This is a genomic window from Pseudomonas sp. 10(2024), assembly GCF_045164175.1.
GTDB lineage: Bacteria > Pseudomonadota > Gammaproteobacteria > Pseudomonadales > Pseudomonadaceae > Aquipseudomonas > Aquipseudomonas alloputida.
In genome coordinates this window covers 3,691,438-3,716,095 of sequence record NZ_CP174006.1, presented here as the reverse complement: position 1 = coordinate 3,716,095, position 24,658 = coordinate 3,691,438, and the positions used below count along the sequence as shown (strand labels likewise).

Below are 24,658 nucleotides of genomic sequence, written 5' to 3'. Positions count from 1 at the left end.
CAGTGAAGACTGCTGATTATACCGATGTCCGCCTTGCCGCGACGAGCCCCGTGATTTGCCTTGAGCGGCACGCTGCGGTAGAACCCTACGCTCCCAACCACACTGGCAACAGCCCGATGCCGAACTGGACCCTGCGACCCGTGGCGCGTGACGCCATTGCCGAAGTGCTGGCGTTTGTCGACAGCGCTCGCCGCGCGCTTTTTCCGATGCTCGCCAACGCACCCTTGCCGCGTGACCTGGCGCATTTCGCCGACACTTACCTGGACGGCGCCGGCTGCTTTCTGGAAGCCCGTGAGGGTGGGCGGCTGGTTGCGGTGATCGGTTACTTGCCCTATGACCATCGCTTTGCCCAGCTTGATTACCGCGCAGAGCGGGTAGTCGAGGTGGTGCGGCTGTTCGTGTTGCCGGCCTACCGCAGGCATGGCCTGGCTGCTGCCTTGTTTGGTGCCTTGCGCGAACGGGCGATGCAAGCGGGCTTGGACTGCCTTTACTTGCATACTCATCCGTTTCTGCCGGGTGCCATTGCGTTCTGGGAGCGGCAAGGCTTCACGGTGGTGGATGTGGAGCAAGACCCGGTGTGGCAGACCACGCACATGCAGTTGCGATTACGCTGACCTGTGGGAACGTTCCTATTGGCTATGAAGATCGCGCCCTGAGTCACTGGGTCGAACGCACTGCGGTTGAGGAGGTTCCAGTTGCCATCCTCGGCATAGCCAATGCTTCGCAACTGGGCGGAGTCGGCCAGGGTGTGAGCGGCCCGAATAGCCGCCTCACTGCCCGGCCTCGAGCTTTTGCAACTGTGCGGCAAAGCGGGCTTTGGCCCGCGCCGGCAAGCTGGCCGGCAATTCGGCTGCAGGCGCGTCACCGACCTGGATCACCATGACCATGCCCATGGCCATGTGTGGAATGCACTGGATACCGTAAACGCCCGGCACGCTGAAGGTGTGCTCGAACGGCTGGTTCAGCTTGCTCTTGAACGGTTCGGCACCGGTGGGTAGCAGGCCCGCCACGCTGGCGGCATTATGCCCGCTGTGGCTCGGCAGGAAGCGCACGCTGTCGCCGGGGGCAATGCGCAAGTGGTCAGGCTCGTAGACCATGGCGCCGTCGCTGCCACGGTTGAGCATTTTCACTTCATGCACTTCGGCCAGTGCAGTCGGGGCAAGCAGGGTGCTGGCGAGCAGCAGGGCGACAGGGCGCAACAGCATGGGCAGGCCTACCAGGTTCAGGGGGCGCGAAAGCGCAGGATGCGCACGCCGTCGAAAGGGTCGGTGAGGTAGTGGGCGTGGACGCCGAAGGTGCTTAGCAGGCGCTCTGGGGTAAGCACTTCGAAGGGTTTGCCGAGGGCGACGAGACGGCCCTTGTCGAGAACCGCGACACGGTCGCAGGTCAGCGCCTGGTTGAGGTCATGCAGCGCCACCAGGGTGGTAACCGGCAGCGCCTGCACTTGTTGCAGCAGGCTCAGCTGATGCTGAATGTCCAGGTGGTTGGTCGGTTCGTCCAGCAGCAGCACCTGTGGCCGTTGGGCCAGCGCGCGGGCGATGTGCACACGCTGGCGCTCGCCACCGGACAGCGACCCCCACAGGCGCGTGCGCAGGTGCAGGGCGTCGAGGTCGGCCAGGGCTTGCTCGACGATGGCGCAGTCTTGCCGGGAGAACGGTGCCAGGGCCGAGAGCCACGGCGTGCGGCCCAAGGCAACCGCGTCGAACACACTGATCGCATCGAGGGTGTCGGCCTGCTGCTCGACCAGCGCCAGCGCCTGGGCAACACGGCGGCGGGGCATCTGTGCCAGTGGCTCACCCAGGAGCTGCACACTGCCGCAGGCGGGTTTGCGCAGCCCTGCCAGCAACTTCAACAGCGAGGATTTACCCGAGCCGTTGGGGCCGACGATGCCCAGGGTTTCACCGGCGACAACGCGAAGGTCGATATCGCTGAGCACGGTATTGCCGGCCAGTTGCAGCCCCAGCCCATGGCAGGCCAGCGGAGGGATGCGAACAGCTGCCATGGCGGTCATGGGCGCCCCCGACGGCTGACCAGAATCAGCGCGAATACGGGGGCACCGATCAGCGCCGTAACCACGCCCACCGGGATCACCTGGTCGGTGATCAGCGTGCGCGAAAGAATGTCTGCCGCAATCAGGAACAGCGCACCGCCCAGTGCGCTGGCGGGCAACAGACGGCTGTGCCCGGGGCCGAGCAGAAGGCGCAGGGCATGGGGGATAACCAGCCCGACAAAACCGATGGCGCCGACAATGGACACCATCACCGCCGTCACCAACGCTGCACAACTGATCAGCAGCAACTGGGTGCGCCGCACCGGGATGCCCAGCGAGGCGGCCGAATCGGCACCGAAGGTGAAGGCATCCAGCGCACGGCGATGCCACAGGCACACCAGCAAGCCGAAAACCGCCACCGGTACGGCCAGCCACACCGAAGGCCAGCGCACGCCGCTCAGGTTGCCCAGCAGCCAGAACAGGATGCCGCGCGCCTGTTCGGCGGTGGCCGACTTGGTGATCAGGAAGGCGGTCAGTGCATTGAACAGCTGCGAGCCGGCGATACCGGCAAGGATGACTTGTGCATTGTTGCTGCTCGGGCCGGCCGCGCGGGCCAGCACCAGCACCAGGGCGAATGCGGCCCCGGCACCGATGAAAGCCCCTGCGGACATGCTTAATGCCAGGCTACCCAGGCCCAACAGGCCGACCAGTACCGCGCCGGTCGAGGCGCCGGCAGACAGCCCCAGCAGGTAGGGCTCTGCCAGTGGGTTGCGCAACATCGCCTGCAGGATGACACCACAGGTGGCCAGCCCGGCGCCGCAAGCGGCCGCGACCAGGGTGCGGGTCAGGCGGTAGTTCCAGACGATGCCGGCGTCGATCGGGTCCACCGGGTAGGCGGCTTGCCACAGGTGGTTGGCCAGCACCTGGCCGACCACGCTGGGGGACAGGTTGGTTTCGCCGATGGCGGTCCCGGCCAGCAGGGCGGCCAACAGGGCGGCCAGGGCAACCGCGATGCAGGGTAACAGGCGGATCATCACGGGGCTGCTTTACCGCTGGCGAAGGCCGTGGACAGCGTCTGCACGCCGCGGAACAGGCGGATGCCGGCCTGCATGGCGTCGGCGTCGAGGATAATGATGCGGTCGTGCTTCACCGCGTCCATGTTGCGGGTTACCGGGTCACTGCGCAGGAATTCGAGCTTTTTCTGGTAGTCGTCGGCGGGGAAACGGCGGCGGTCCATGCGCGCGATGATCAGCCAGGTCGGATTGGCCTTGGCCAAGGTTTCCCAGCCTACGCTTGGCCATTCTTCGCTGGACTCGACCACGTTGCGCACACCGAGGGTGCGCAGCATGAAGTCGGCGACACCCTGGCGGCCGGCCACATAGGGGTCGATGTCAAGATCAGCGCTTGAGAACCAGAACAGCGCCGAAGTTGCCGACAGGTCCTTGCCGGCCAGTTGTGCCCTGGCGCTGTCGAGGCGCCCTTGCAATTCGGCGTTCAGTGCCGCGCCGCGGTCCTGAACGTCGAAGATCTCGGCCAGTTCGCTGACGCTCTTGTAGATGCTGTCTACCTGGAACGCTTGCAGGCGGGTGCCGTCTGCACCGACCAGGTTGTCCTTGCCCTCGCAGTCCGATGGCAGCACGTAGGTGGGGATCTTCAGCTCATCGAACTGCTCGCGGGTGGCGACCACGCCCTGGGCACCGACCATCCATTCGAACTGCGCCGCGACCAGCTGCGGGCGCTTGCCGACCACCGCCTCGAAGCTGGGGTCGTTGTCGGCCAGGCGCGGCACCTTGGCGTTCACCGCCTGGTATTCCGGCAATACGTTGTTGAACCACAGCGAGGTGCCCGCCAGCTTGTCACCCAGCCCCAAGGCATAGAGCAGCTCGGTACCGGCCTGGCCGATGGTGACGGCGCGCTGCGGCGCCTGGGCAAAAACCTGCGGCTTGCCGCAGTTGTCGACCGTCAGCGGGTAGTGGGTGGCAGCGGCCTGGGCCAGGCCAGTGAGGCTTAGGCCCGCGAGCAGGGTGGCGAAACGGGGCAGCATGCTGGGCGATCTCCTATCGGACAGTTCTGGTGAGGAACGCACGGACAGGCATCGCCGAGCCCCAGCGGGTGGCTGGGGCAACACGGATGGCCAATCCCGGACACCCCGCCGGTTGGTGAATGTAGGCCGGCAGGTCTCCTGACTGGTGCGTCACGGCCCGGCTCCGGCCTTCCCGGGCGGCAGGCCCAGTGGCATCGATGGAGCAGGCTCGGCACCTACAGTTGCGGGGGCAGTTCCGATTGGCCTGTATTGGCAGGCCTGGGATTCCCTGTTAGTTCCGTGGTGGAAACCGGCGGCCCGCATGGTAGACCATCGCGCCGCCAGGTGAAAACGCTTTTCAGAAGTACTTCAGCCAACGGATGTCGCGGCGACGCTGCTTCAGGCGGGCGAACCCGCGCACCGGCAGGTACAGCGCAACCGCCAGCAGCACCGCGCCCAGCCACACCGCTGCAATACCGTCGAAACCGAAGTAGTCGCCATGGTTGAGCCCGAACAGCGCCACGCAGGCCAGGTACAGCAGCTTCAGCACATACAGGTGCAGCAGATAGAAGAACATCGGTGCCGCACCGAACACCGCCAGGGCAGTGATCCAGCGCGCCTGGCCGGCCCGTTCGAACGCGCGCAACAACAACAGGCCGCAGCCCAGGGTCAGGGTCAGGAACAGCAGCGACGGTGGGTATTTGGTGATGTTGAAGAAGCTCATCAGGGTTTGCGTGAAGGTTGGGTAACCGCTCCACGGTGCCTCACCGTAACCGTTGAACATGCGCAGCAGGACAAAGCCAAGCAGCGCGAGCAAACCCGCCACCAGCAGGTGTTGCTGGCGTTGGCCGGCATCGCTGCCGCGGGCGAACCAGGGGCCCAGGCCGTAGCCCAAGGCGATGACGCCGATCCACGGCAGCACCGGGTAAGACGTGCGCAGGTGCAGGTTTTCGGAAAACGCCAGCCAGCCGCGATCATGCAGGATTGCCCACGGCACATGCAGGGCTGAATCCACGCCAAAGTGCAGGCCGTCGAGCAGGTTGTGGCCGGCGACGATGCTGGCGCCCAGGGCGAGCAGCGCGGCGCGCGGCAGCCACACCAGCAGCGACAGGGCGATCATGCTGACGCCGATGGCCCAGATCACTTGCAGGTAGATCACGCTGGGGGGCAACTGGAAGGTCCAGGCGAAGTTGACCAGGGTGAACTCCAGCATCACCAGGAACAGCCCGCGTTTGAACAGGAACGCCGAGACGTCGCCACGGCCCTGATGCTTCTCGCCATACAGCCAGGCCGACAGGCCGGTCAGCAGGACGAACACAGGCGCACACAGGTGGGCGAGGGTGCGGCTGAAGAAAAGCGCCGGTTCCGTGGTGTCGATGGCCATGGGGTCGCTGACCTGGCGGTGCAGGAGGAAAGTCTCGCGGACATGGTCCAGGAGCATGAACAGGATCACCAGGCCGCGCAGGGCATCGATGCTCTGCAGGCGCTGGGTGATCAGAGTGGGCGTGGCGATGGCGCTTGTCATGGGTAGACGCTAATAGTAATGAATGTCATATAAAACGTTATCTTATAACCAGCAGGTGAAGGGTTGGTAGCGGTTTTTGTGCATCCGTGCTGTGAAGGGGTATTCAGGTCAGAAGCTGTAATCCACCGTCGCGAAGTACGACCGCGGCATCCCCATCAACCACTGCTGCCCGCTGAACGCCGACTGCACATACTCGCGATCGAACAGGTTGTTCAACTGCAACCCCAACTTCACATCCGGCAACACCTGCCAGGCGATGTTGGCATCGACCACGGTGTACCCGGGGGCGCTCTGGGTATTGGCGGTATCGGCATAACGCTCATCCACATAGCGCGCCCCAATGCCGGCCTCCACCTGCTGGCCGAAGCCTTTGCTCAACCAAAGGTTGGCGGTACGCCGTGGCACGTTGGCCGGCCGGTTGCCTGCCCGGTCCTGCGGCATGCCGCCGACCATTTCGTCGAAGTCGTCGTACTTGGCACGTACCAGCGATGCGTTGGCCGACACCTGCCACTGATGGGCCAGGGCCAGCTCCAGCGTCGCTTCCAGGCCATCGGAGGTCTGCTGCCCGGCTTGTTGCTTCTCGTGCGTGATCGGGTCGTCCACCAGCAGCTTTTTCTTGACGATGTGGTAGGCGGCAAGCGTCCATTCGCCACGTCCCTGCCAAAAGCGCTGCTTGAGGCCGACCTCGGTCTGCTTCGCCTCGGTCAGGTCATAGTTCATCTGCGCGGGGCTGAGGCTGATGAGGTTGTTGACCCCGTCCTCGCTGGTCGAGTATTGGCCGTACAACGACAGGTCGTCGTTGAGTGCGTACACCAGCCCGACGCGCCAGTTGCCCCCTTGCAGGCTGCGATCGCTGCGGCTGTCGTTGGTCAGGTTGTTGCGGTCGATGTGGTTCTGGTCGCGACGTACACCGGTAACCAAAGACAGGCGGTCGCTCAATTGCAGGCGGTTTTCGGCAAACAGGGCAAAGGTATGGGTGGTCGAGAGCGTTTGCGGCCGCAACGGCGAGGCGCTGTGAAACCAGCCTGGCTGTGGCTGCCACGGGTCGATGTAGTCGCCGCCGACATCGTTGTAGGGTGAATTGCTGTCGACGTTGAATCGCACCTTGTTGTACTCGGCACCGAGTACGGTCCTGCTGGCCAGGCCGAACAGGCTGTGGTCGAAGGTGAAGGTCTGGCGGTCACCGAACTGTTCCTGGTTGTGCTTGATCTCCAGGTAGCTGCCGCGCAGCAGCTGCTCACGCCCGGTGTCCCAGCTGTAGTCCTCGGCGTTGCGCCAGTGGCGGCGGCTTTTGATGTAGTACAGCTGGTTGCTGGCGCTGAGCTGGTCGTTCAGCGCCCAGTCGGTCGTGAGCCGGGTCCATTCATCAACGTACTGCTGCACGTCGTTCTGCACGTTGTAGTTCTTCTTGCGCAGGCTGCTGCGGTAGTGGCCGTCGATCAGCGGGGTACCGTAGTAGTTGGCAGGTTGTGCATCGCCGCGGTCATGGGCCAGCGTGAAGCTGAGGTCATCACTGGCGTCGAAACGCAGCGCGGCGCTCAGGGCCAGGCTACGTGAAGCGGTGCGGTCGACCCAGCCATTGCCGTCCTGCTGGTTCAGCGTCAGGCGGTAGCTCAGGCGCTCGCTGAGGCTGCCGCCGCTGTCCAGGCCGAGCTGCTGTCGGTCCCACGAGCCGTAACCCAGGCGCAGGTGGTTGCGCACCTCGCCGGCAAAAGGTTTTTTCGGGATCACGTTGATCACTGCGCCGGTGGCGCCTTCGCCATGGAGGACCGAGGCCGGGCCGCGAATCACCTCGATGCGTTCGACCATCCACGGGTCGACCGGGAAGGTCTGGGTGCCGGCACCGGTGTACAGGCGCGCGCCGTCGAACAGGGTCATCACCGAGCTGTGGCCGGCAAAGCCGCGGGCAGACAGGCCAGTACCGCCGTCCCCCGGGGAGCCGACGAAGGTGATGCCCGGCGAGCGGGTCACTGAATCCTGCACCGTGATGTTGTTGCGCTGCTGAATCTGCCGTTCGCTGATGCTGCTGGTGCTGGCCGGTGTTTCCAGGGCGCTGAGGCCAAGGCGCGAGCCGGCCTGGGTCGGCGTGGCCAGGTCGATGGCGCGGTTGTCCTGGGTGTCGGTGATGGCCGTGGAAGGCAGGGCCAGAGGCTGCGGGTCGTGGTCATCAGCCAGCGCCGGCAGGGCGACGGCCAGGCAGGCCGCCAGGGGGTGAAGCTTGAACATACGGGACATGTCGTTCCACTGCTGCAGGAATGAATGGATCCCGGTGGAAAACACGCAAAGGCGAACCATGCAGGCAGGCGCGCGCACGGATTCCGGCCTGCGCCCGCCCACCGCGGGTTGCCAAGTGAAGCTCCAGGCCGGTCTCCGGGCTTGCGAGGGGCATGAAACCTTCACCTTCCCATGCTTGAGCACAGTGGTATCTCGAAGGGTTCGCTCGCTTACCGTTGCGGGGGCAGCACCGGACTTGTCGTGGGCAACACGACGCACCGGTTTCCCGTTTCACCCTGCGCGCGGCGGCGCAGGGCACCTGAAACTGGCGCGCATCTGACCACTGAAATGCTGGGGCGTCAAATGTTGGCGTGCTGTGAATGCTGAGAAAAAACAACAGGTTGTGCGTTCTTGCGGTGCCGATACCCCTTTGGCAAGAACATCAGGCCCCAGCGTGATGAGCTTGCCGGGAAGGCAGGCTTGCCTGAAATGGCTAGCGCCCGCGGCGCCGCGATACCCGTGCCTCGATGTTCTTGCGCCCGATCAGCAGGGGTGGCTTTTCCACCACCGGCTCATCCGCCAGCCACTTGTACATCACCAGGCAGTCCACCAGCCCCAGGCGGGCATGACGGTAGGCCTTGGGCAAACGTCCGACTGTTTCAAAGCCCAGCTTGTGCCATAGCGCCACGGCCACTTCGTTGCTGGCTACCACCGAGTTGAACTGCAATGCCAGAAAGCCTTCCTGGCGCGCCAGCTTTTGCGAGTGTTCGCACATCAAGCGCGCTACGCCCCGGCCGCGCGCCTGTTCGCAGACCATGTAGCCGCAATTGCCCACATGCGCACCAGGCCCGGCAGCATTGGGCTTGAGGTAATACGAACCCAGTAGCTCGCCATCTTCTTCGGCCAGCAGCGTGTGCAAGGGCAGCTCCAGCCACAGCTGGCGCGCCTGTTCGAAGCTCAGGGCCGGATCGAAAGCGTAGGTTTCACGGGCTTGGACAATGGCCTGGAAGGTGGGCCAGAAACGATCGAAATCGTCCGGCGTCATGGGGCGAATGTGGATCATGCGGGTTCCTGCGCGGGGTTAGCCGCTCAGTCTGGGTGGCGCGGCGCCGTCGCGCAAGGGCGACGACGCCGTTTGTGCTCAACCGTTGGCCTTGCCCACCGCGTCCATTGCACGGGCGGAGTACACCAGCGCGGCACCGGCGTTCATGGCCACGGCCACGCCGAGGGCCTCGGCAATTTCCTCGCGGCTGGCACCCGCTTTGACGGCCTGCTGCGAATGCACGGCGATACAGCCGTCGCAGCGGGTGGTCACAGCCACGGCCAAGGAAATCAGCTCGCGGGTCTTGGCATCCAGGTGGTTGGTCTTGGCACCTGCACCGCTGGCGGTCATGTAGCCGGCTACGGTGTCGGGGGAGAGTTGCTTGAGATCGCCGATGCCGGCCATCAACTGCTTACGGTAGGCGTCCCAGTCCATCATGCTCATCGTCTTCACCTTGGGGTGGTTGCGAGTGGAGCTTTCAGGCTAGTCGAAGCGCGGCACGTGCGAGGCGGTACTTTGGTGGGTAAACGCAGGCCACTCGTACAGGGGCCTGCTTTCAGCCTTCAGATGTAGATGAACACCAGCACCAACGCCGCGACCACTGCCCATTTTTCCAGGTAGTAGCGCATGCGGTTGCGCTTCTTCAGCGCCTTGCCACGCTCGCGGATCTTGTAGATGCGGGTGAACAGGCGGTTGATGCCACCGGTCTTGTCGCTGGCGTCGTTGGGCGCAGCGGCAGCGGCCATCACGTTGCGGCTGAACCAGCGGTTGAACGCGGTTGCCCAGCGGTACTTGAGCGGGCGTTCGACGTCGCAGAACAGGATGATGCGGTTGTGCTCGGTGGTGTTGGCTGCATAGTGGATGTAGGTTTCGTCGAAGATCACCCCCTCGCCATCGCGCCAGGCGTATTTCTCGCCGTCCACGTCGATGTAGCAGCCGTCGTCATTCGGCGTGTCCAGGCCTAGGTGGTAGCGGTACGAACCGGCATACGGGTCACGGTGGCGCACCAGCTTGGCTCCCGGGGGCAGGGTGGCGAACATGGCGGCCTTGACCGTGCCGATGCCTTGCAGCAGCTCGGTCGTGCGTGGGCAAAGAGCCATTGCCGACGGGTGGCTTTCGCCATACCACTTCAGGTAAAAGCGCTTCCAGCCGGTCTTGAAGAACGAGTTGAAACCGACGTCATCGTAATTGTCGGATTTCTTGATTTCGCCTACGTGCAGCAACTGGCGGCCTTCCTCACGGATCTCCTGCCAGTGGTCCTGCAGCGGTTTCAGTTCTGGAAAGGCCTCGACCGGCAGGTAGGGCTTGGCCGGGTGTTTGGAGAACAGGTACAGGAAGCTGTTGATCGGGGCCAGGAAGCTGGAGTGGTCGCCCAGCTGGCGAGTCAGCTTGTGGCGAACCCGACCGCGCAGGTGAACATAGGCGATCGAGAGGGCGAAGATAAGTACGAGTGCAATTTTCATGGACGTTTACTTGTCGAAAAATGGTCATGCGCCATGGCATGAGCCCGCCAGCATAAACAATCATGGGGGCAGTTTGTACTTATTGTTATGAAACTGCGGGGCGACATTGGTGTAATACCCTACCGTCTTGCGCAAACGTTTCATGTCAGGGAGTTTGTATGGTTCAGGATATACGTCCCAGCGGTAGCCCGTTCAAGCGGCTGTTCTTCGCCTTGCCGGTCAGCGACGCCCAGCGCCGTGACCTGGCCCAGTGGCGGCGCGGGCTGAACCTGCGCAGCGGCAAGCCGGTGCCGGCGGCCAACTTCCACGTCACGCTGCTGTTCCTCGGTGATGTAGATACCGCCCAGGTGCCTGCGATCTGTGCGGCAGTCGATCAACTGGCGCTGCCGGCCAGGGCACCGCGGCTTCTGCTTGACCGCTTGCAGGTGTGGCAGCGGGCCGGCGCGCTGGTGCTGGAGCCACAGCAGACACCGCCAGCCCTGTTGCAACTGGTGTACGGCTTGCAGCAGGCCCTGCTGCCGTTGGGGGTGGAGGCGGCCAACCGTGAGTATCGGCCACACTTGACCCTGTCTAGGGATTACCGCGGGCAACCACCCGAGGCCAGCAGCGCGCCGGAGTTCTACCTCAGCGCGCGCCACTTCACGCTTTACGAGTCACGCAAGGGCGCTTACTGGCCCTTGGCGCAGTGGCCGCTGGCAGGCTGACCCGGGGTCAGAGCTGCGGGGTGTATTTCACTGTCAGCATGAAGTTGCGTGGCTCGCCATAGTTGTTGCTGCCATTGAGCTGGTTGAAGCCTGCAACCCAGTACTTCTTGTCGAACAGGTTGTTGGCGTTGACGGCAAGGTTCACTTCGGGGGTTAGCTGGTACGCCAGGCGTGCGCTCCACACGGTATAGCCAGGCACGGTGTAGGTACGCTCGTAGCCGAGGGTGTGGCTCTGGGTGGTGAAGCCCAGGCCGGTGCTCCAGCGCTGGCCGTCCAGTGGCAGGGTGTAATCGGCCCATGCACGCAGCATGTGCTTGGGTGTCCACTGGCTGAAGGTGCGGCCTTTCTCGTCAGGGTCATCGAGGTACTTGGTGGTGTTGTAGGTGTAGCCTGCGAACAGCTGCAGGCCACTCAGCACTTCGCCGCTGATTTCGGCTTCAACGCCTGGGCTGCGCACCTTGCCCGCTGCGGTGGAGCAGTACCAGCCATCGCAGGCGAAGCCCGAGGCTACGTCGGTGACGGCGCGGTTTTCCTGGTCGTATCGGAACAATGCGATCGAGGCGTTGACCCGGCCGTCGAGCAGTTCGCCCTTCAGGCCCGTTTCGTAGTTGCTGCCGATCACCGGTTTGAGCGGCGCATTGCCCACGGCGCGTTCGGTTTGCGGTACGAACACGTCGGTGTAGCTAGCGTACCAGGGGTACTGTGCCGGTTCAGGCTGCGGCCTGGCAATCTGCAAACAGTTTTTTGCCCAAAGCGTGTGCGTGGTGCAAGTGGGGAAGTTGGTCAGCCCCTTCGCTGTCATCCAGCAATGTGGAACTGAGTACCTTTGCGCCGCAATAGTCGAAGATGCCGTGCTCGATCTGCACGCGCATTGCCTCGCCATAGCCATGCCGCTCGAAGGTGCCTGTATCGGCACCTGCAATGCCGACCAGATGAACCTTCATGCCGCGCAATTTCTTGACCGTGGTGCCCCCTTCATAGTCGAACGCCCAGCCGTTGCTGAATACCCGCTCGACCCAGCCCTTGAGCAAGGCCGGCAGCGACCACCAGTAGATCGGATAGACCAGCACCAGGGCATCGGCGCGCTCGATGCGTGCCTGCTCGTTGAGTACATCGGCCGGCGGTGCTGCCAGCCGGCGGTGCACGGCATGGTCTGCCAGGCTGAAGCGGGGGTCGAAGCCTTCGCTGGCCAGGTCGGCGATTTCGCTGCTGTGGCCGACGCTGGCCAGGCCGTCGGCAACCTGCCGGGCCAGCGCGTGGGTGAGGGATTGCGGGTCATGGTGACCGACGACGATCAGAGCGTGCATGGTGGCTCTCCATTCAAGGATGCAGGGTAGCCTGAAGCGTTATATACTCCAGGTAAGTTACGCTTAGTAAGTTACTTTTGGTAGGTAATCGATGTCAAGCGATGATCAAGCACGTTCCCGCAAGCGCCTGAGCCGCGACGACCGACGCAGACAGTTGCTGGATATGGCCTGGCAATTGGTGCGGGAGGAGGGTACCGATGCCTTGAGCCTGGGCCGCCTGGCCGAACAGGCGGGGGTGACCAAGCCGGTGGTCTACGACCATTTCGAGACCCGCAACGGGCTGCTGGTGGCGCTGTACCAGGAATACGATGCGCGTCAGTCGCAGATGCTGGCGCGAGCCTTGGCCAGCTGTGAAGCCAGCCTGGCCAGCCGCGCCCGGGTGATCGCCGAGGCCTACGTGGACTGCGTAATGAGCCAGGGCCGGGAGATACCTGGGGTGTCGGCAGCGCTGGCCGGGTCGCCGGAAATGGAGGCGCTGAAGCGGGCGTACGAGCAGCCGTTCCTGGACAAGTGCCGCGAAGCCTTGGCCGGGTTTTCGCCCAGCGGCAATGTAGGGGTTGCCGGCATGCGCCTGCTGGTGGGGGCAGCGGATGCACTGTCCCAGGCGGCTGCAGCAGGGGAACTGGAGGCCGGGCAGGCCAAGGCTGAGCTCAAGGCCGCAATTATCGCCATGGTCGAACGGCAAACATGAAGCGCCGACCACTGTGTGTGGGCAGGCTTGATAAACTGGCTTCGCTACACAGGCAAGCTCTGATAGGGCTGTTCATCCCCCGGGCTGCGTTCGAACTGGCGCTTGTACTCGCGGCTGAACTGCGAGGTGCTCTGATAGCCCACCCGGTGCGCAGCCTGTGCCACGCCCAGGCCTTCGCCAATCAGCATCTGCTGCGCCTTGAGTAGCCGCAAGCGCTTGAGGTACTGCATCGGTGCCATGTCGGTGCAGCGCTTGAAGTGTTCATGGAAGGTCGAAACGCTCATGTTGGCCCGCGCGGCCAGTGCCTCCACGCTCAGCGGCTCGGCGTAGTGCTCGCGCAGGTGGGCGAGGGCGGCACCGATGCGGGCGAAGTGCCCCTGTTGCTCCACCAGTGCCCGCAGCACACCAGCCTGCGGGCCACGCAGGGCGGTGTACAGCACTTCGCGCACACGCGCCGGGCCCAGCACCTTGGCGTCCAGCGGGTCGTGCAGGCAGCGCAGCAGCCGCTCCACGCTTTCGCGCATGGGCGCATCCAGTGCCGCCGACGTCATCGATTGCGGGGTTTGCGCCTGCACTTCAGCGTCCGGTGCCAGGCCCATGCTCTGCACCAACTCGCCCAGCACGCCACGGTCGATGCCCACCGCCACGCCCAACAGCGGCGCCTCGTGGGTGGCAAAGGTTTCACACATGAACGGCACCGACAACGCCTGCACCAGGTAATGCCCTGCACCGTACTCCAGGGTACGCGGCCCCAGGCGCGCCAGTTTGCTGCCCTGGGCCAGGATCATGAGGCTGGGTTCGTAGATCTGTGGGCTGCTGGCCACATAGTGGTCCCAGCTCAGCACCTGCACCTGGGGCAGGAGGGTGGGCACGAAGCCCGGGCGCGTGGTGAGGCTGCGGATCAGTGAGCAGAGCGGCGCATTGGCATCGACGTGACGGGTCAGTTGCATGGTGGACCAAGGGCAGAGAATCAGACAGCTTGATCATCGCAGATTGAGGGCGTGGCGCCAGCTATAGCTTGGCATCTTCGTAGAATCAGGCATGCATGCCGGAGAATCAGCCGTGGGCGAGGCGGCGAACGACGCGCAAAATGCGTCGCCTGAATCGTTTCACTTCACTGCGAGGCCCTGCATGTATACCGCCATCGGTTATGCCGCTCAAACCCCCACCAGCCCCCTGGCCCCCATGACGTTCCAACGCCGCAGCCCGCGCCCGGATGATGTCGCCATCGACATCCTGTACTGCGGCGTGTGCCACTCCGACATCCACCAGGCGCGCAACGAATGGGGCATTGCCGTGTACCCGCTGATGCCGGGCCACGAGATCATCGGCCGGGTCACGGCGGTGGGCGACAAGGTCACCGCGCACAAGGTCGGTGACCTGGTGGGCGTCGGCTGCATGGTCGACTCGTGCCGTACCTGTGAAGCCTGCGCCAAGGACCTGGAGCAATATTGCCTCGAAGGCCCGACCATGACCTACGCCACCCCGGACCGGGTCGACGGCAGCAACACCATGGGCGGGTACTCCAGCAGCATCGTGGTCAGCGAGCACTTCGTGGTGCGCATACCGGCCGGCATGGACCTGCCCAGCGCTGCACCTATCCTGTGTGCCGGCATCACCACCTATTCGCCGCTCAAGCACCACGGCGTTGGCCCGGGCCACAAGATCGGCATCCTCGGCATGGGCGGCCTGGGCCACATGGGCATCAAACTGGCCAAGGCCCTGGGTGCGGAAGTGACCCTGTTTACGCGCTCCCAAGCCAAGGCCGAGGAAGCGCGCCGCCAGGGGGCCGACCATGTGATCGTCTCCACCGATGCCGAGCAGATGCGCGCCGCTGCCGGTCGTTTCGATTTCCTGCTCGACACCATTCCGGTGCAGCACGACCTCAACCCGTACCTGGAAACGCTGAAGTTCGACGGTGTGCACATCCTGGTCGGCCTGATCGAACCGATCGACCCGGCATTGCATGCGGCCAATCTGGTGATGAAGCGCCGAGTGCTGGCGGGGTCGTTGATCGGGGGGATTGCCGAGACTCAGGAAGTACTGAACTTCTGCGCCGAGCACGACATCCGTTGCGATATCGAGATGCTGGATATCCGCAACATCAACCAGGCCTATGAGCGGATGATTGCCGGTGATGTGAAGTACCGGTTCGTGATCGACATGGCCACGCTACAGGGCTGATTGATCGGTTGCCTGTACGGGCCTCTTCGCGGGCAAGCCCGCTCCTACACAGGGGTGATGTAGGGCTTGCGCACGGTGGGGCCCGTACAGGCAGCAACGATGCAGCCGTTTTACCAGGCCATTGGCTTGTCCCAGCCCCTCCAGAACAACCATCGCCGCACCTCGCCGTGCGCCCCGGTACCGATCTGCCACTCGGGCCGCCCGCTATCCAGCGCAATCACCGAAATAACCCCCGCATGGCTCGCCGCCACCAGCGTTTGCCCGTCGGCGCTGATATCCATCGCACTGATGGTCGAGCCCAGGTAATGCTGCCAATGCTCCGTACCCTCTTCGCCAAACGCCCGCAGGTAGCCATAGGCATCACCCACAATGTACTCGCCATCGCGCGCAACCCCCGCATACACCCTTGCGCCATCCTGCACCAGCGGGGTACGCGGGTCCTGGCTGTAGTAATCGGTATCCAGCCCGTGCAGGTCTGCCACCCTCACGGCCAGCGTGGCACCGCTGTAGAAATGGCAGGCATTGACGATCAACTGGTCCCCCGCGCGGTTGAACAAGGCAAAGTGCGGGTATTCACTGCCCGGGCCGATGTGCGCCAGCGGCTTGAGTCGTTCGTCCAGAACAAGGTGTCGGCTGCATTGCTCACCCACGACGATCAGCCGGCCATCCGCCGACACCGCACCATGCTCCATGCTCAGCCCCAGGCTGATGTCGTCCGGGTCGGTGCCCTCGGCCAGCTCTTCGAGCACGCGTGCCTGCTGTGGCAGCAGGCGAGTCGCACCTTGAGTGGCCAGCACGAAGATACCTTCGGCGCTCACCAGCAGCACTCGCTGGCCATCGGGGAAGGGGATCAACGCGGTCGGTGTGGGCGGCAGGTCGAACGGCTCGAACGGGTAACCTGGCGGCAACCCCTCCAGCCCGGTGGGCCAGGCCAGGCGTTGCACTTGCGGGCCGCCCCAGCCATCGGTCACACGCACTCCCTCGGCATTGGCCAGGGCGAAGTAGCGCCGCGCGGGGCAGCGGCCAAAGTGTTCGATGCCGATGACCGGGGTTACCCCATGGTGGTCGATACGCAACACCTGGCCCTTGTCGTAAGGCATGCCGATGCGGGCCAGCAGGCTGCCATCTTCCAGCAGCAGGACATGGCTGATGCCTTGGCCGTGGTCTTCGAGCAACGGTATCAAGGGGTGGTGTGCGGGTGGCCAGGCCTTGCGGAATGCCTGGCGCTGCGGTTCGTCGACGCCAGGGCGGTTGGCTGCCCGCAGGGCTGCCAGCCAGGCGTCGAGCAGGTGTTCGGTGGCAGGTGCCTGCGGCTCTTCGAGGTTGTCCCAGCCGTGCACACGGCCCTGCGCGACGTAGTCGTTGACGGCCTGGGCATAGGCGATGACTGCCTGCTGCCACTGCTGCTGGGGGTGTTGCTTGTCCATGAGCGGATCGGGCTCCTTGTTGCACACGCGTTTCACACAAAGCGCGCATGGTACTCCTTCTTCCTGCCCTGCGGTTGTGAGGCCCCAGCTTGGCGCGTACCATGCCGGGCATTCCTATCCATAACAAAAACGTACGTTGGCAGCCCTGCAAGCGGGTGGCTGGCGTGCGACCTGTTGCCTTGTCTGCGGAGAAGCGGTTTCCACCCATGAACGGACCCATACCCACGCACCTGCCGCCCACAACGGGCAGCGGCAGCTGGCTGAGCGTCATCGCCCTGGCCTTGGCGGCCTTCATTTTCAACACCACCGAGTTCGTCCCGGTGGCGCTGCTCAGTGACATTGGCCGCAGCTTCGACATGAGCACTGCCCAGGTCGGCCTGATGCTGACCATCTATGCCTGGATCGTGGCACTGGCCTCGTTGCCCATGATGTTGCTGACCCGCAACATCGAACGGCGGCGTCTGCTGCTGTTCGTGTTCCTGGTGTTCATTGTCAGCCACTTGCTGTCCTGGCTTTCGCAAAGCTTCGCCATGCTGCTGGTCAGCCGCATCGGCATTGCCCTGGCGCATGCGGTGTTCTGGTCCATCACCGCTTCGCTGGCGGTGCGTGTGGCGCCGCCGGGCCAGCAGGCCAAGGCGCTGGGCCTGCTGGCCACCGGTACTACCCTGGCCATGGTCCTGGGCATCCCGCTGGGCCGTGTGGTGGGCGAGGCACTGGGCTGGCGCATCACGTTCCTGAGCATTGGCGGGGTAGCGCTAGCCACCATGCTGTGCCTGATGAAATCGCTGCCGCTGCTGCCCAGCCAGAACTCCGGTTCGTTGCGCAGCCTGCCGGTCCTGTTCAAGCGCCCGGCACTGGTCATTACCTACTTGTTGGTGACACTGGTCATTACCGCGCAGTTCACGGCCTACAGCTATATCGAGCCGTTCGCCCTGCACGTAGCGCAGATCGGCGGCGACCGCACCACACTGTTGCTGCTGTTGTTCGGCGGTGCCGGGGTTTTTGGTTCGTTGTTGTTCAGCCGTTACAGCGACCGCTTCCCGCATGGCTTCCTGGTGGGTTCGATCGGGGTACTCGCCGCGTGCCTGTTGCTGATGTTGCCGCTGTCGGGCAACTTCTATGTGTTCGCAGTGCTGAGCATGTTCTGGGGCGTGGCCATTCTCAGTTTCAGCCTGGCGTTGCAGTCCAAGACCCTGAAGCTGGCGTCCGACGCCACCGATGTGGCCATGGCGCTGTTCTCGGGTATCTACAACATCGGCATTGGCGGTGGTGCGCTGCTGGGCAGTATCGTCAGCAGCCAGATGAACGTGGCGGATATCGGCCTGGTGGGCGGCAGCGTGGCAGTGGTCGGGCTGGTACTGGCCGTTGCCAGTACCCGGCGTTTTCGCGAGGCGTTGACACGTTGAGCCGAGGCCGCTCAGGCCCCTTGTCGGTCAAGTAGAGGCTCAGGCCAATACGGCAGCCCATGCCGATATCAACAAAACCCCCGCCAATACCTGGTTGAACACCCGCAACCGCCCCGGTGCCTGCAGCCACCGGGCGCTCCCCACCCCCAACACCGCCCACGCGGCCATGCTCGGCAGAGCGATCAGCCAAAACACCAGCGCCAACTGCCACACTGGCAACGACGGCGCGGCAAATACCCCGACCACCGCCACGGCCATCAACCACACCTTGGGGTTCACCACCTGCAACGAGGCCGCACTGAGCGCACTGAAGCCTTGTGCCGTGGCCGCGTGGAGCGGGGCGGCGGCACTGCGCAGCATCTTCCACGCCAGGCTGCTCAGCCACAGCACCCCGGCCCAGCTCATCAGCTGTTGCGCCAGGGGGTAGCGCAGCAGCAGTTCGCCCAGCCCCAGCCCGACGAGCAGCACAATGGCTGCAGCCGCGCCACACGCCGCCACGATCGGCGCCAGGCTTGCGCGCAGGCCCCGGTGGGCGCCATGGGCCAGGATCAACAGGTTGGTCGGCCCCGGGCTGATACTGGATACCAGGGCAAACAGAATGAAGGGCAACAACGACTCAGACATGGTTCATGGGCTCCGTAACATCGAAGCACCATGCTCGCTGCCCGCCGGCACTCAGTCTGGAAGGTTTGAGCAGCGCCTGCGGTAGTCGGCCGGGGTCAACTGGTAGGCGCGGCGGAACCAGCGCCCCAGGTGACTCTGGTCGGCAAAGCCCAACGCCACGGCCACTTCGGCAGGTGTCTGGCCTTGGGCAAGCAGGCGCCGCGCGCGGGCCAGGCGCAGCTGGATCAGGTAGGCATGGGGTGCAATGCCGAACGCCGCCTTGAACGCACGCGTCAGGCGAAAGCGGTCGATGCCGCAGGCCTGGGCCAGGTCCTCCAGGCCGATGTCGCGCTCCAGATTGGCATGCAGGAAGTCCCGGGCGCGCTGTGCGGTCAGCGGCAGGCGCGGGTCGGGGTTGATGCGGCGGCGCCAGTGCAGGTGGCGGGTCAGGCAGGCCAGCAGATCGTCCATGGCCGTTTGCCTGACGATGCGCAAGTCCTGGTCATGCACGGCCCGGAAGGCCAGGGCGGTGGCCCGCGCCAGGCGTTCGTCGTGGCACAGGGTGTCGGCAAAGCTGGGCAGGCTGTCGCCCGGCGCGTGCTCGTACAGCGCGCGCAACTGTTGGTCGAGCCAGGCGGGCTCCAGGTACAGCGTCGAATAGGTGAAGCCTTCTTCTGTGGGCGCCAGGCCATCGTGGATGTCGCCAGGCTCAAGTAAAAATACCTGGCCCGGAGTGCTGCGGTGGCGCACCCGGCGGCAGTTGAACTGCTGCACGCCCTGCTCGGTCACGCCGACCAGGAAGCTGTCGTGCCAGTGGGGGTCATAGGCATGGCCGACAAAATGCGCACGGACCGACTCGATGCCGGTGTCGGCGTCTTGTTTGAAGTCGATCCAGTTGCTCATGGACGTGTACCGTGGGGTAAATGGCTACCTTAGCGCAACGCCCCCGGCTCAGTCTGGAACGATTGTGCAGCCGTTGGTCAGTGCCCGGGCGCGCAGGGCCTCGAAGCGTTCGCGTAGCCACAGGTGCAATTGCGTCACGGCAGGCGTGAGCTGCTTGCGATGAGGGCAGACCAAGGCCAGCGGGGTAGGCTCGCCGATCAATTCGGGCAGGACGATTTCCAGTTCACCTGCCGCGATGTTGGCGCTGACATCCAGCCACGACTTGTAGACGATACCTTCCCCCTGGATGGCCAGGCGGCGGATGACGTCGGCATCGTCACTGACCAGCGGCCCACGCACCTGCACGGTGCGGTTACCCAGCTGCCACTTGTCGTACACCCGGCTGTGCTGCATGTACAGCAGACAGGCATGCTGCTGCAGCGCGTCGGGGGTAAGCGGGCGGCCGTGGCGGGCCAGGTAGTCGGGCGAGGCCACCAGCACGCGGCGGTTCCATTCGGCCAGTGGCAGGGCGATGTAGTTGGCATCCTGGTTGAGGCCATAGCGGATGGCCACATCCACAGGGTCGCGGTTGAGGTCGGCCATCTGGTCGGAGAGGAAGAAGCGCAGTTGCAATGCCGGGTGGTCGCGGCGGAAGGCGCTGAGCCAGGGCAGCAGCATGTTGCGGCCCATGTCGGAAGGGGCCGATACCTGCAGGGTGCCGCGCAAGCTGTTGGGGTTGCCATGCAGATCTTCATGGCCCTGGCGCAGGCTTTCCAGCACATTCAGCGCGGTTGGCAGGTAGCGCTCGCCCTCGGCGGTCAGGCGCAGGCTGCGGGTAGTGCGGGCGAACAGGCGTACATCCAGGTCGCGCTCCAGGCGTTTGATCGCGGCCGCCACCTGGCCTGGCAGCAGGCCTGCTTCGTGGGCAGCGGCAGTGAAGCTACCCAGCACGCTGCTGCGGGCAAACAGTTCGAGGTCGGTGATGCGCAGCATTTTCATTCCAGGGATGAAAGTGTTGTTACATTGTGCCGCTTTTTCTTTTTTGCTGGAAAGATAAGATGCCCGGCAAACCCACTGTTCACTCCGGAGTTGTCGCATGGATACCGTATCGCTGGCCAAGCGCCGTTACACCACCAAAGCTTACGATGCCTCACGCCGCATTCCCCAGGCCACTGTCGATGCCCTGCTCGAACAACTGCGCCACAGCCCGTCGTCGGTCAATTCCCAGCCCTGGCATTTCATCGTCGCCGACACGGCCGAAGGCAAGGCCCGCCTGGCCAAGAGCACTGCTGAGGGTTATGCCTACAACACGCAGAAGCTTCTCGATGCCTCGCACGTGATTGTGTTCTGCACCCGTACCGAGATGACTGAAGAACACCTGAACGCCGTGCTCGATCAAGAGGCCGCCGATGGCCGTTTCCGTGATGAGCAAGCGCGCGCCGGGCAAAACCAGAGCCGCCGCCACTACGTCAACCTGCACCGCTTCGACCAGAAGGATGTGCAGCACTGGATGGAAAAGCAGACCTACCTGGCGCTGGGTACTGCCTTGCTGGGTGCGGCGGCGCATGGGCTGGATGCCACGCCGATCGAGGGCTTCGACAGTAAGGTCCTCGATGCCGAACTGGGTTTGCGTGAGCGTGGGTTCACCAGTGTGGTGATCCTGAGCCTGGGTTACCGCAGCGAGGCGGATTTCAACGCCGGGCTGAACAAGTCGCGGTTGCCGGCATCGCAGGTGTTCACCTTTCTGTGAGGTTTCCGGGGCCGCTGTGCGGCCCTGGCAATGCTGGCGGTCAATCTGGCAAAGCCCTGACGTCGACCGCCCGACCAGGCAAACTGGCAATGACCCGGCATATACCGCATACTTGTCGGCAAATGCCGAAAAGGAGCATGCCATGCTTGCCGAAGTGCTTCGCGACAACGGTTACCACGAGTACCGGGCGCGCCTGCAGGCGCTGCTGGACATTCCCGAGCTTGCCAGCGACTTCGAAATTCACACCCGCATCACCGATGGTTTTGCCGCCATCTGGTTGGTAAAGCTGACTGAACGCGGTGTGCTCACCCCGGTGGAGCGCGACCAGATCATTCCGCTGCGCACCCTCAAATCCCGTATCGAGCGTGACCAACCGCTGACCGTGGATGAGAGCGATCGGCTGTTCCGCTCGGCCCACATCACCGCCATGGCCGAGGCCGTGTTCGGTGAAGCGGGCAAGGCCAAACGCTGGCTTTCCAAGCCCAAGGAACGCTTCTCGGGGCTGACGCCGATGCAGATGCTCACCACCCAGCAAGGCACCACTCAGGTCGAAGAAATGCTGCTGCAGATTGCCGAGGGCTATGGCCTGTGATTTTGTGGCGAATCAGCGCCTATGCAGACTTGAGCGGTACGGGGGGCTTGCGTGTAAGTGGCCGCTGGCATCAGGCGGGTCGACCGGTGGTGTATGCCGCCACCAGCCCTCCCGGGGCGATGCTGGAAGTGTTGGTGCACCTGGAGATCGACCCCGAGGATTTCCCTACCACCATGCGCTTGCTGCGCATCGAACTGCCCGACACGGTTTCCCAGGCGCAGTTGCCCGCTTTGCAGCCCGGCTGGTCTGCTCAGCCTGAGTTGACCCGTACGCTGGGCAATCGCTTTCTGGATGACTGTTCGGCATTGCTGCTGCCGGTGCCAAGCGCGATCATGCCCAGCACCACCAATTACCTGTTCAACCCACGGCACCCGCAGGCGCAGAGCGCGAAAATCCAGGTTGAGGATTTCACGCCGGACAGCCGCCTGTTCTAGGCTCTGTACGAATAGTCTTGAGACGCAGGTCAGGCAAGGCGAAAACAGCCGAGGTGGTCACCACAGTGCTGCCGATGCTGACGCCAGCACCCGGCCAAACACTTCGAGCGCCTTGTCCACGTCAGCCTCGGTGCTGAAACGGCCGATGCTCAAACGCACACTGTTGCGAGCCTGACGCTCATCCAGCCCCAGTGCCAGCAGCACATGCGAGGCAGCGTTGCTCGCCGAGTTGCAGGCCGAGGTGGTCGACAAGGCCAGCTCGCCGGCCAGCGCCGTGCTGTTGAAGCCCTTGCTGTCGATGCACAGGTTCAAGGTATGGGGAATGCGTTGCTTGGCGCAGCCGTTCAGGGTAACGCCGGGCATGGCCAGCAGGCCTGTGCGCAGGCGTCTTGCCAGTTGCTCAAGGCGCTGGTGCTCGCTGTCGCCAGGTTGGCCGGCCAAGGCAAAGGCACTGCCCATGCCCGCTATCTGGTGGGTCGCCAGGGTGCCGGAACGCAGGCCCTGCTCATGGCCGCCGCCGTGCATCTGCGCACGCATCAGCACGCGGGCGCGCGGCCCGACATACAGCGCGCCGATGCCTTTTGGCCCGTAGACCTTGTGCGCCGAAAAAGACATCAGGTCCACGGCCATCGTATGCAGGTCGATAGCCAGCTTGCCCACGGCCTGCGCGGCATCCACGTGCAGCAGCGCACCGTGGGCACGCACCTGCTCGCCGATCGCGGCAAAATCGGTGACCGTGCCCAGTTCGTTGTTGACCGCCATCAGCGATACCAGGCGGGTGTCAGCGCGCAACGCTGCCTGCACGCTTGCAGGCTGGATCAGGCCTTCGGCATCCGCTGCCAGGCGCGTAACGGCCCAGCCCTGGCGTTCCAGCTCGGCCACGGTGTCGAGCACGGCCTTGTGTTCCAGCTGGCTGGTGATCAGGTGCCCGGGCTGGCCGATGCCTTGGGCAATACCCTTGAGCGCCAGGTTGTTGGACTCGGTCGCGCCCGAGGTCCATACCAGCTGCTCGGCGTGCGCGCCGACGCACTCGGCGACTTGCTGGCGCGCCTGCTCCACGGCGTGCCGTGCAGCCTGGCCGAAGGCGTGGCCGCTGGACGCCGGGTTGCCGAAGTTGGCCTGGTTACCCAGGCAGGCGAGCATGGTTTCGATAACCCGGTCGTCAACCGGGGTTGTGGCGGCGTAATCGAAGTAGAGTGGGGCGCTAGGCATTGAGGCGGGTCCGTGTCAGTGGCCGTGAAATCGGCAATCATTGACGTAAGCGTACCCGCCAGCAGCGCGATATTTTTCACTTCTTTTGGTTCGGTTCTCGATGCTTATAGAAAAAAATTCTCTTTCTAAGACATTGCATGGGATTTTCTACTTTTTTGGGTGAGGTGCCATGAATGGCCCCTCGCCAGCTTTTTCAGGCGGGCTCCAGCGCCTTCTCTTCCTCGGCCACCACGCGCTCGCACAATTCGGTGATCTGTTCGCGCATCCAGCGGTTGGCCGGGTCCTGGTCGGTGCTTTCATGCCAGTACAGGTGCGTTTCCAGTGCAGGGACCTCCACCGGCAGCGCCTGATAACGCAGCTGATGGCGACGGGCGAAGCGCTCGGGAACCGTCATCGCCATGTCGGTCTGCTGCAACACCTGCGACGCCATCAGGTAGTGTTGCGAACGCAGGGCGACCTTGCGTTGCACACCCATCTTGCCCAGCGCCAGGTCGACGTAACCCAGGCCGTTGCGTCGGCTGGAAATATGGATATGGGTCATGCCCAGGTAGCTGTCGAGGGTCAGCTTGCTGTCGGCCAGCGGGTGGCCCTGGCGCAGGGCGCAGACATAGCGGTCCTGCATCAGTTTGATGTGGCGCACCTGCGGGTCGGTGTTCAGTGGCGCGTCGATGGCAAAGTCCAGGCGGCCGGCCGCGAGTTCCTTGGTGGTCTCGCGGCGCTTGCACAGGAAACTCTCGATCATTACGGCCGGCGCCAGACGGCGCAGGCGCTGGAACAGCGGCGGCAAGATGACCGCTTCGGTCAGGTCGGTCATGCTGATGCGGAAGGTCTTGTTGGCCTGCTGCGGATTGAACGTGCGGCTTTCCTGCACCGAGGTCCGCAGCAGCGCCAGCGCGTTGCGCACCGGGCCGATGATGTTCTGCGCCATGGGTGTGGGCACCATGCCTTGCGCGGTGCGCACGAACAGCGGGTCATTGAAGGTTTCGCGCAGGCGCGACAGGGCATTGGACACTGCCGGCTGGGTAATGCCGACGATCTGTCCGGCGCGGGTCAGGTTGGCTTCGGTGTAGATCGCATCGAACACGATGAACAGGTTGAGGTCGACCTTGCTAAGGTTCATGGGCGCCGCTCTTTGTTGGAATTATCGGCCGATCATATATCGGTTATGAATGTTTATACACGCGGAAAATAGACTAGGTGGATGGAGCA

General features: G+C 64.0%; 25 protein-coding genes, 1 pseudogene and 2 riboswitches. Of the genes and pseudogenes, 8 read left to right on the top strand and 18 right to left on the bottom strand.

From position 1 onward, the window contains the following. Nucleotides 1-116: 116 nt before the first annotated feature. The gene (locus ACI7M0_RS16865; protein WP_129932522.1) at nt 117-614 is read left to right on the top strand and encodes a GNAT family N-acetyltransferase; all 498 of its coding nucleotides are present in this window, start codon (nt 117-119) and stop codon (nt 612-614) included. Nucleotides 615-770: 156 nt separating this feature from the next. Here ACI7M0_RS16865 and ACI7M0_RS16860 read toward each other — a convergent pair whose 3' ends face one another. From ACI7M0_RS16860 to lpxO, 9 genes are all read right to left on the bottom strand, one after another. Beyond that, the gene (locus ACI7M0_RS16860; protein WP_129932521.1) at nt 771-1,205 is read right to left on the bottom strand and encodes a pseudoazurin; all 435 of its coding nucleotides are present in this window, start codon (nt 1,203-1,205) and stop codon (nt 771-773) included. A gap of 17 nt (nt 1,206-1,222) precedes the next feature. Next, nucleotides 1,223-2,011, bottom strand: a complete 789-nt coding sequence (locus ACI7M0_RS16855) for an ABC transporter ATP-binding protein (protein WP_129932520.1) — start codon at nt 2,009-2,011, stop codon at nt 1,223-1,225. Beyond that, nucleotides 2,008-3,024 (bottom strand): iron ABC transporter permease, encoded by a 1,017-nt coding sequence (locus ACI7M0_RS16850; protein ID WP_129932519.1) that lies wholly within the window; start codon nt 3,022-3,024, stop codon nt 2,008-2,010. The genes ACI7M0_RS16855 and ACI7M0_RS16850 overlap by 4 nt, the downstream gene beginning before the upstream one ends. Next, complete coding sequence (locus ACI7M0_RS16845; RefSeq protein ID WP_064492444.1) at nt 3,024-4,034, bottom strand: ABC transporter substrate-binding protein; 1,011 nt, start codon at nt 4,032-4,034, stop codon at nt 3,024-3,026. The genes ACI7M0_RS16850 and ACI7M0_RS16845 overlap by 1 nt, the downstream gene beginning before the upstream one ends. A 110-nt stretch (nt 4,035-4,144) precedes the next feature. Beyond that, a riboswitch (cobalamin riboswitch) is annotated at nt 4,145-4,343 on the bottom strand. Nucleotides 4,344-4,371: 28 nt separating this feature from the next. Further along, nucleotides 4,372-5,538: a DUF1624 domain-containing protein gene (locus tag ACI7M0_RS16840; RefSeq protein ID WP_129932518.1), complete on the bottom strand. Its 1,167-nt coding sequence runs from the start codon at nt 5,536-5,538 to the stop codon at nt 4,372-4,374. A 108-nt stretch (nt 5,539-5,646) separates the two neighbouring features. Continuing rightward, the gene (locus ACI7M0_RS16835) at nt 5,647-7,773 is read right to left on the bottom strand and encodes a TonB-dependent siderophore receptor (RefSeq protein ID WP_129932517.1); all 2,127 of its coding nucleotides are present in this window, start codon (nt 7,771-7,773) and stop codon (nt 5,647-5,649) included. Between the two features lie 108 nt (nt 7,774-7,881). After that, a riboswitch (cobalamin riboswitch) is annotated at nt 7,882-8,090 on the bottom strand. Between the two features lie 155 nt (nt 8,091-8,245). Further along, nucleotides 8,246-8,815, bottom strand: a complete 570-nt coding sequence (locus ACI7M0_RS16830) for a GNAT family N-acetyltransferase (protein ID WP_049587612.1) — start codon at nt 8,813-8,815, stop codon at nt 8,246-8,248. A 78-nt stretch (nt 8,816-8,893) separates the two neighbouring features. Next, entirely contained in the window at nt 8,894-9,238 is a 345-nt protein-coding gene (locus ACI7M0_RS16825; protein ID WP_014591592.1) for a carboxymuconolactone decarboxylase family protein, read from the bottom strand. A 119-nt stretch (nt 9,239-9,357) separates the two neighbouring features. Further along, nucleotides 9,358-10,257, bottom strand: coding sequence for a lipid A hydroxylase LpxO (gene lpxO / locus ACI7M0_RS16820; RefSeq protein ID WP_020193192.1), 900 nt, complete (start codon nt 10,255-10,257; stop codon nt 9,358-9,360). Nucleotides 10,258-10,415: 158 nt separating this feature from the next. On the opposite strand from lpxO, the gene thpR reads away from it, so the two are divergent. Continuing rightward, nucleotides 10,416-10,961: an RNA 2',3'-cyclic phosphodiesterase gene (gene thpR, locus ACI7M0_RS16815; protein ID WP_104962084.1), complete on the top strand. Its 546-nt coding sequence runs from the start codon at nt 10,416-10,418 to the stop codon at nt 10,959-10,961. A 7-nt stretch (nt 10,962-10,968) separates the two neighbouring features. On the opposite strand, the pseudogene ACI7M0_RS16810 reads toward thpR, so the two are convergent. Together ACI7M0_RS16810 and ACI7M0_RS16805 are read right to left on the bottom strand one after the other, a co-directional pair. Beyond that, a pseudogene (locus tag ACI7M0_RS16810) lies at nt 10,969-11,664 on the bottom strand (TonB-dependent siderophore receptor); the annotation flags it as partial. Between the two features lie 7 nt (nt 11,665-11,671). Continuing rightward, the gene (locus ACI7M0_RS16805) at nt 11,672-12,268 is read right to left on the bottom strand and encodes an NAD(P)H-dependent oxidoreductase (protein WP_129932516.1); all 597 of its coding nucleotides are present in this window, start codon (nt 12,266-12,268) and stop codon (nt 11,672-11,674) included. 91 nt (nt 12,269-12,359) lie between these two features. Between ACI7M0_RS16805 and ACI7M0_RS16800 the strand changes: the two genes are divergently transcribed. Next, nucleotides 12,360-12,959: a TetR/AcrR family transcriptional regulator gene (locus ACI7M0_RS16800; protein ID WP_076403271.1), complete on the top strand. Its 600-nt coding sequence runs from the start codon at nt 12,360-12,362 to the stop codon at nt 12,957-12,959. 44 nt (nt 12,960-13,003) lie between these two features. Here the strand turns inward: ACI7M0_RS16800 and ACI7M0_RS16795 are convergent, their stop codons facing one another. Then, nucleotides 13,004-13,909, bottom strand: a complete 906-nt coding sequence (locus ACI7M0_RS16795; protein ID WP_129932515.1) for an AraC family transcriptional regulator — start codon at nt 13,907-13,909, stop codon at nt 13,004-13,006. Nucleotides 13,910-14,090: 181 nt separating this feature from the next. Between ACI7M0_RS16795 and calA the strand changes: the two genes are divergently transcribed. Next, nucleotides 14,091-15,143 (top strand): vanillin reductase, encoded by a 1,053-nt coding sequence (gene calA / locus ACI7M0_RS16790; RefSeq protein ID WP_014591583.1) that lies wholly within the window; start codon nt 14,091-14,093, stop codon nt 15,141-15,143. 110 nt (nt 15,144-15,253) lie between these two features. Here the strand turns inward: calA and ACI7M0_RS16785 are convergent, their stop codons facing one another. Further along, nucleotides 15,254-16,570, bottom strand: coding sequence for a hypothetical protein (locus tag ACI7M0_RS16785; protein WP_129932514.1), 1,317 nt, complete (start codon nt 16,568-16,570; stop codon nt 15,254-15,256). A 206-nt stretch (nt 16,571-16,776) separates the two neighbouring features. On the opposite strand from ACI7M0_RS16785, the gene ACI7M0_RS16780 reads away from it, so the two are divergent. Further along, on the top strand, nt 16,777-17,976 hold the full coding sequence (locus tag ACI7M0_RS16780) for a sugar transporter (protein ID WP_104962081.1): 1,200 nt from the start codon (nt 16,777-16,779) through the stop codon (nt 17,974-17,976). Between the two features lie 39 nt (nt 17,977-18,015). Here ACI7M0_RS16780 and ACI7M0_RS16775 read toward each other — a convergent pair whose 3' ends face one another. Genes ACI7M0_RS16775 through ACI7M0_RS16765 form a run of 3 tightly spaced genes read right to left on the bottom strand, consistent with a single transcriptional unit; the run spans nt 18,016 to nt 20,454 of the window. Beyond that, nucleotides 18,016-18,600 carry a LysE family translocator gene (locus ACI7M0_RS16775; RefSeq protein ID WP_104962080.1) on the bottom strand — a complete coding sequence of 195 codons (585 nt, stop codon included), beginning with the start codon at nt 18,598-18,600 and terminating at the stop codon, nt 18,016-18,018. Between the two features lie 51 nt (nt 18,601-18,651). Then, nucleotides 18,652-19,482: an AraC family transcriptional regulator gene (locus tag ACI7M0_RS16770; RefSeq protein ID WP_003250518.1), complete on the bottom strand. Its 831-nt coding sequence runs from the start codon at nt 19,480-19,482 to the stop codon at nt 18,652-18,654. Nucleotides 19,483-19,530: 48 nt separating this feature from the next. Then, the gene (locus tag ACI7M0_RS16765) at nt 19,531-20,454 is read right to left on the bottom strand and encodes a LysR family transcriptional regulator (RefSeq protein ID WP_010953383.1); all 924 of its coding nucleotides are present in this window, start codon (nt 20,452-20,454) and stop codon (nt 19,531-19,533) included. Nucleotides 20,455-20,557: 103 nt separating this feature from the next. On the opposite strand from ACI7M0_RS16765, the gene ACI7M0_RS16760 reads away from it, so the two are divergent. From ACI7M0_RS16760 to ACI7M0_RS16750, 3 genes are all read left to right on the top strand, one after another. Further along, nucleotides 20,558-21,211 (top strand): oxygen-insensitive NAD(P)H-dependent nitroreductase NfsB, encoded by a 654-nt coding sequence (locus ACI7M0_RS16760; protein WP_014591578.1) that lies wholly within the window; start codon nt 20,558-20,560, stop codon nt 21,209-21,211. A 142-nt stretch (nt 21,212-21,353) separates the two neighbouring features. Beyond that, a complete protein-coding gene (locus ACI7M0_RS16755) occupies nt 21,354-21,803 on the top strand; it encodes an antitoxin Xre/MbcA/ParS toxin-binding domain-containing protein (RefSeq protein ID WP_129934024.1) in 450 nt (149 codons plus the stop codon). Further along, entirely contained in the window at nt 21,800-22,237 is a 438-nt protein-coding gene (locus tag ACI7M0_RS16750; protein ID WP_003250527.1) for an RES family NAD+ phosphorylase, read from the top strand. The genes ACI7M0_RS16755 and ACI7M0_RS16750 overlap by 4 nt, the downstream gene beginning before the upstream one ends. 57 nt (nt 22,238-22,294) lie before the next feature. Here ACI7M0_RS16750 and ACI7M0_RS16745 read toward each other — a convergent pair whose 3' ends face one another. Then, a complete protein-coding gene (locus ACI7M0_RS16745) occupies nt 22,295-23,449 on the bottom strand; it encodes a cysteine desulfurase family protein (protein ID WP_129934025.1) in 1,155 nt (384 codons plus the stop codon). Between the two features lie 193 nt (nt 23,450-23,642). Then, nucleotides 23,643-24,569 carry a LysR family transcriptional regulator gene (locus tag ACI7M0_RS16740; protein ID WP_021782796.1) on the bottom strand — a complete coding sequence of 309 codons (927 nt, stop codon included), beginning with the start codon at nt 24,567-24,569 and terminating at the stop codon, nt 23,643-23,645. Between the last annotated feature and the right edge of the window lie 89 nt (nt 24,570-24,658).